6 protein-coding genes are annotated in these 6,097 nt (G+C 43.2%); 4 read left to right on the plus strand and 2 right to left on the minus strand.

All coding sequences use genetic code 11. The features are described 5' to 3' along the window. Positions 1–27: 27 nt before the first annotated feature. From GX089_10875 to GX089_10890, 4 genes are read left to right on the plus strand one after another with little or no spacing between them, the layout of a single operon-like run. Positions 28–345: a hypothetical protein gene (locus tag GX089_10875; protein NLP02990.1), complete on the plus strand. Its 318-nt coding sequence runs from the start codon at positions 28–30 to the stop codon at positions 343–345. Between the two features lie 2 nt (positions 346–347). After that, entirely contained in the window at positions 348–1,247 is a 900-nt protein-coding gene (locus GX089_10880; protein NLP02991.1) for a glycosyltransferase family 4 protein, read from the plus strand. Positions 1,248–1,250: 3 nt separating this feature from the next. Continuing rightward, positions 1,251–2,402, plus strand: coding sequence for a glycosyltransferase family 4 protein (locus GX089_10885; GenBank protein NLP02992.1), 1,152 nt, complete (start codon positions 1,251–1,253; stop codon positions 2,400–2,402). Continuing rightward, complete coding sequence (locus GX089_10890; GenBank protein NLP02993.1) at positions 2,386–3,627, plus strand: hypothetical protein; 1,242 nt, start codon at positions 2,386–2,388, stop codon at positions 3,625–3,627. Before GX089_10885 ends, GX089_10890 begins: the two co-directional genes overlap by 17 nt. A gap of 64 nt (positions 3,628–3,691) precedes the next feature. On the opposite strand, the gene GX089_10895 is transcribed toward GX089_10890, so the two are convergent. Beyond that, on the minus strand, positions 3,692–4,486 hold the full coding sequence (locus tag GX089_10895) for an ATP-binding protein (GenBank protein ID NLP02994.1): 795 nt from the start codon (positions 4,484–4,486) through the stop codon (positions 3,692–3,694). Continuing rightward, positions 4,483–5,769 carry an IS21 family transposase gene (locus tag GX089_10900; GenBank protein ID NLP02995.1) on the minus strand — a complete coding sequence of 429 codons (1,287 nt, stop codon included), beginning with the start codon at positions 5,767–5,769 and terminating at the stop codon, positions 4,483–4,485. The genes GX089_10895 and GX089_10900 overlap by 4 nt, the downstream gene beginning before the upstream one ends. Positions 5,770–6,097: the final 328 nt, after the last annotated feature.

A 6,097-nucleotide genomic window follows, 5' to 3' on the forward strand; every position in this document is an offset into this window, starting at 1 on the left:
AATTTACCAGCTCTCCAGGACCACGATATGTGGACACGTCTGATAATCAAATACGGACCGGCTCTGAGGGTTGGCTCCCCTACTATCTGCATTGATAAATCACATGCAAAGAGAATCACTACCGGCAGTAAGAAGATGCAGGGTTATCAGATGTGGTATGAAAAGTATAAAAATCTCATGCAGCCTCGTCATCATGAAGCCTTTCAGGTTATGACAGCATTATCTTCTGGTACCGCGTCTTTCAGCCAGTTGGTAAGGTGTAAATACCTTCATAATAAACTCAGAATAGCAAAATTTTTAATTCTTAAACTTTTCCCATCACGTGCACGCGCGATGTATAGATAATAATGAACAATCCAGACATAGTATTATATCACCACGGCAAAGCCCACCTGCCGGGCATCTATTCTTATATATCTATCTTTTCCGCTCTTGGAATCAAATGTGTCATTGAGCACAGGGAGAAAGGATTCGTGCCATTCGGCCGTATACACTGGAAATTCATGGGGATGGTGACTGATAATCCGGGTACAGGTAAAATTGCCGTTCATGAATACACATCGACTTCAGTTCCCCCGTTCCCCAGAATAAAAGATTTTATTAAAAAGACCAGAAACGTTAAACCCGATATGCGGGTATTCCAGAATAAGCTTGTCGGGAAAGTTTACTCATACAATGATAATGTTCCATTTTTTTACCGGCCTGTAATCTGCGGGGAGATATTCTTCAAAGTCCCGAAGATTCCACACAAGTATGATTTTGTTTATTGCGGCACACTGGACCCAACCAGGAAAATTGACAAACCATTGTTCAGATTGATAAAGTTTTTTCCAGGAAGATCATTTTTGATAATAGGCCAGCCTCCGGCTGAGATTTCGGAAGAGTTGAGCAGGTTTTCAAATGTCACTGTAACCGGCAAGGTTCCTTATGAGAAAGTTCCTGAACTTATGGCTTCAGCCCGTTATGGCTTGAATCTGGTTCCGGACATTTACCCTTTTAACCAGCTCATCTCCACCAAGCTGCTTGAGTACACCGCAATAGGGCTTCCGGTTTTAACTCTTGGCGGAGCCTGGTTAGATTCATTTGAAAAAGAGAACGGCGCTAGGTTTTTCAGGATAGGCCGGGACAATCTGAACAAACTTGATGATTTTGAGTTTATAGTTCCTTCAGTGAATGATTATCATCCTGATTCCGTTTTCAGGAAATCAGGCATTATAGAGTGGGTACAGAAAGCATTAGGCACCTGATTTATGCATATAATTCATATAACACAGTGCCTTGGCGGCGTTGAGGTTTATATCTGCAACGCAGTGAATGCCTGTGCCGCAGAAGACAACAGCACATCTTTTACAATATTCGCGCCTAAAGATTTCAGGTGTAACCTGAAGAGCCGGAATGTCAATTTCATTCACTGGGAACCTAAGAGGAGTATTAATCCTTTCAGTGATATTTCTTTTCTTCTCAAACTTATCCGGCATCTCAAAAAACTTCCCGAGGACTCCATAGTTCATTGCCACAGCGCAAAAGCAGGTGTACTGGGAAGAATAGCAGGAAAGATTGCAGGGTTCAGAACTCTTTACACCCCTCACGCATTTTCCTTTCTTTCTGCAGAGCACAAATTCCTGAGATCCATTTATAAGTTTATCGAAAGAAGAATGGTTCCCTTTACTGATTTGATAGTCGCGACTTCTGAATCAGAAAGAAAAAGGGCAATAAAGAATGTAAAGATTTCCCCTGAAAAAGTGATCACATGGACAAATTCCATTTTTCGACCCGAGAAGTCAGCCTCTGAGTCCAGCTTCTCCAATAAAAATTACATCTGTACTGTTGCCCGTCCATGCTATCAGAAAAATCTGGATATGCTCGTAAGAGTGATGGCAATAATTGTCAAATCAACAGAAATAAAATGCATAATCCTTGGTGCCGGGCACTATTCTCCGCAAAAAGATCATCTTGTTAAACTCATAAAAAATTATAATCTGGATGATAAAATCGAGCTGATTGAATGGCTGGACAGAAAAGATGCTCTACAGGTCATAGCAGGCTCAAAGTTATATGTATCAAGCTCAAGATATGAGGGTCTGCCGCTCTCAGTAGTGGAGGCTATGGGATTGGGAAAGGCTTGTATCGTAACCGATGTAGATGGCAACAGGGACTGCGTTGAAAACGGAAAAACAGGAGCTGTTGTACCTGTAAACAATGATGCATTCATGGCTGAAAGAATAGTTAACCTTTTAACAGATGAATCTGAACGGAAAAAATTGGAAAAGGCCGCACTTGAGCGATTCAATACATTTTTCAACCTTGAGATTACGGGAACCAACCTCTTTGAAGTCTATAAGAAGATCAAGACGGATATGTTCTCCAGCTCTGAAGGAAGTAACAATGTCTATAAGAATTAAAGTAAAGAGTCTATTATCGACTATCAAAAAGTCACCTTCCCTGTCGATCGTCTTTTTATGGATCAGATATCTGAGAAACTGCTTCAGATATGCTAAGAACAGTCGATTCAATTTTGAAACTTCAATGCCATACAGGCAGATAACTCTTGAACAATACAGGAATACTTTCTGCGGCTATTATGATATTTCTCCTTTCAACAAAAAGGATTCATCTCTCATTCTTGTGCATGCGAATAATGCATCGATCAATTACAAAACAGACGGGGAAAAGAAATCAGACATATTTCTGTACAATTGGCAGGAGAACAAAATCATCGCACATGTTGGAGCAACAAGAGCCTGGAACTGGCAGCAGGGAGCCAGAGCCGGTTGGTATTCACCATCAACAGTTATTTACAATGATTTCAGAAATGGAAAATACTGTGGTATTTTGTTTGATGTAGACCAAAGAAAGTCCTGTGAACTGAAGTACCCTGTTCAAAGCTGGAGCGACACTCACTACGCCGCATTAAGCTATGAGATTCTTGCCGAAAGGCGGGCTGATTATGGTTATTTCTGCCATAAAAGAAAGCCCTCTCTTGAAGATGTTAATATCAAAGTATTGGATTTTTCAACTGAATCAGTCATTTATGAAATAAACTGGAAAGAGGCGTTGAAATGTTTGAAATATTCCGAAAACCCGGAAATATTGAGAACAATTCACTTCAATCATATTCAGTTTTCACCAGATGGATCAAAGATAGCATTTCTGGTCAGATTCGATGTAAACCGGTTACAGCATTCAAGTCTCTTTATCGCTGATATTTTCAGCCGTAAAGTGGACATCCCGGTCTTTGATGAAATCATCAGTCACCATATCTGGCAGTCACCGGATGAAATAGTTTACTGGGGCAAACACAAGGGGCAGGAAGGTTATTTTAAAGCAATTCTTGAAAGCGGAACCAGCAAAATTATCAGTTTAACACAGCCCGATGGGCATCCGGTGATAATCTCCAGAGATGAATTTATCACTGATTCATACCCGGACAGCAGAATGCGAAGACAGTTGTACAGAGGCGATATGCAGGGGAAATTTACAAAGTTAGCGGAATATGTGGAACAACCTGTGTTATATGTAGAAAACAGATGCGATTCGCACCCCAGTCTGAGCCATGATCAAAAGTGGGTTCAGATTGACAGAATGAATAAGGGCAAACGATACATTATGATATCAGGTTTGTCCTGATATCGGGCTTATTCTGATGCATTCTGTCAACACCGGTTTAATATTTCCCACATTCACCGGAATATTATTTCCCATTATGCTTTCCAGAAGATAACAGATTTGAGGGTATTAGACCCAATTTAGTGCGGTTTTTGATCCTGTAGCTTTCTCCCTTCATGATGACCACATCGGCATGGTGCAGCAAACGGTCCAGTGTTGCCGTAGCTATGGCATTGTCGCCAAGCAGTTCGCCCCATTGGCCAAATGTCTTGTTGGTGGTTAGTATTATGGATGATTTCTCATATCGAGAGGCAACCAGATTAAAAAACAGTGTTGATTCCTCCTTGGTGAAGGTTTCATAACCAATCTCATCTATAGCCAAAAGATGCGGTTTACACAACGATGCCAGTTTTCGCTTAAGCCGGTTCTGACGCTTTGCCTTGACCAGTTCCTCGATCAACTCCTGAGCTGACATGTAATACGCCGTGTAACCCTGATGGCAGGCTTTGTAGACCAGCGCTGAAAGAATATGGGTCTTACCAAGACCGGATGGCCCCATAAGCACCACATTATCTTTACGTTCAACAAAAGAGAGGCTGCTGAGTTCCAGTAGTTTCTTTTTTGTAATACCTTCAACTTCCTCAACCTTAAAATCCTCTACATTTTTAACCTGAGGAAGCCTGGAGAGCTTTAAGCGGGTTTTGGCAGCACGCTGACGCCTCTGGGTAATCTCATGTTCCAGAAGGTCACAGAGGCTCTCCAGTAAAGGACGTTCATCGCGGGCCTGCTCATGCAGGAACGTGTCGATGTAGTTTGATGCAAAGCCCAGATTGAGCTCAAGGAGGCTGTTGCGCAGTATTTCAACGGTAACACTTTTCATACCGCAACCTCCTCTATCATTTCTTCGCTGCAAGAGAAGAGATTATCATAAATGACAGGATCAGCGGTAACGTTCTCCTGCTGCGCTCTTTTGCGTTTTTCCACTATTTGCATCCGTATGCGCTCTTCCAGTTCACGGCCTCTTAACCAGGCATCATAATGTTCTTTTCTGTCCTGCGGATCAATGATTGTCTGCTTTGATCCGGCAGGAGCAAGGCTCAGGGTTCTGATAACAGTCCCCTGGTATTTAAGTGTCAGTTTATGCTCAAGTAAATCAAGCAGGCCTTCAAGCTGTTTGCCCCGGTAAGCTTCGGGCATACTATAGCGGTTAGTCTTAAAGGTCATTTTACCTTCTCTGTTTACAAAGAGCACTTCAGGAACCCTGTATTCAAAATGCTGATCTGGAAGAGGGTTTAGACGCTCTCTTTCCTGAGCAAATCGCTCATTGCGGGTCTCGCCGAAATCTCGCAGTACTTTGTTATCAACTCTTTCCATCCACAACTCTACAAGCTCGTTTAACCGGGCAGTTGGGACAAGTGAAAGATCACCGCTCACAGAGGGCAGAAAGCTTGTGCGGATATACCGGACTTCCCGCTCAACTTTGCCCTTGGTTTTTGGACGATACGCCCTGCACCGGCGGGGAGTAAAGCCGTAGTGAGCCGCGAATACTGCCATTCTGACGTTTACTTCCCATCGGCAGTTTGCGTTGTTGTATACGTAAGCCGTTTTCATGTTATCGAAAAGAATTTCCTGAGGAATGCCTCCAAAATGCTCAAAGGCATGTATCATGCAGGAAAAAAGGACACTCTGCTCCATGGATGTGGTGAACTCCACATAGCTGCGGCGGGAGTATCCAAGTTTCATGATAAATGCATAACGCTTAACCCTGCGACCATTTTGAAGCACGGTTCCCGCATGCATCCAGTCTACCTGCGCCTGCTGTCCGGGTAGGGTCTCAAAACGCCGTACCGCGGTATTATATATCTCCTCTCTTTTTTTGCTGATGTAGTCCCGTAAAATGGTTATTTTTCCTTCATAGCCGCGAGCACGTAGCTTATCCAGAAGCAGTTCCGCGTTGAGAGTGAAATCCTCCTCCAGTTTGGAGTTGATGAAGGCATGAAAAGGGGACAGCTTTGTGCTGCCTCTGGGACGTCCAGGGTGATGATCTGTTTTAAATACGACGCCGTTCTCGTAATTGTATACGGTACGGCGGCTGACACCAAGAATTCCGGCGACTGTTTGCCGGGATAAACCCTGCTTAAGAAGAATTTTAGCTTGATACATTTGATAACCTTCCAATTTGCGACTCCTGTTTGAGGTTTTTTGATAACCCCGAAAATAATCCAGGAATCTGGTGAGGGGTAATTTCGGCGGGAGTCGCTATAGTCAACCCCAGGGGGATCCCCCTGGGGTTATCTCCCATACCTTTTAATTACCTGGTTATCTTCTAAATCAATGGGAAATCTTTTTCCGGTGTTTTTAGGAAATTATTTTCCGGTGCAGACAACCAGAACAAGGGCGCAGTAACGCAGGTTTGACGGAGTGGAAAATATCAGAGGCAGGTTTGCTCAAAGAAGCCGTAGTCAAGTTTCGGCTCATCGGACTTTGACTC

This window comes from Fibrobacter sp. (assembly GCA_012523595.1).
In the GTDB taxonomy this organism is placed as follows: domain Bacteria; phylum Fibrobacterota; class Chitinivibrionia; order Chitinivibrionales; family Chitinispirillaceae; genus JAAYIG01.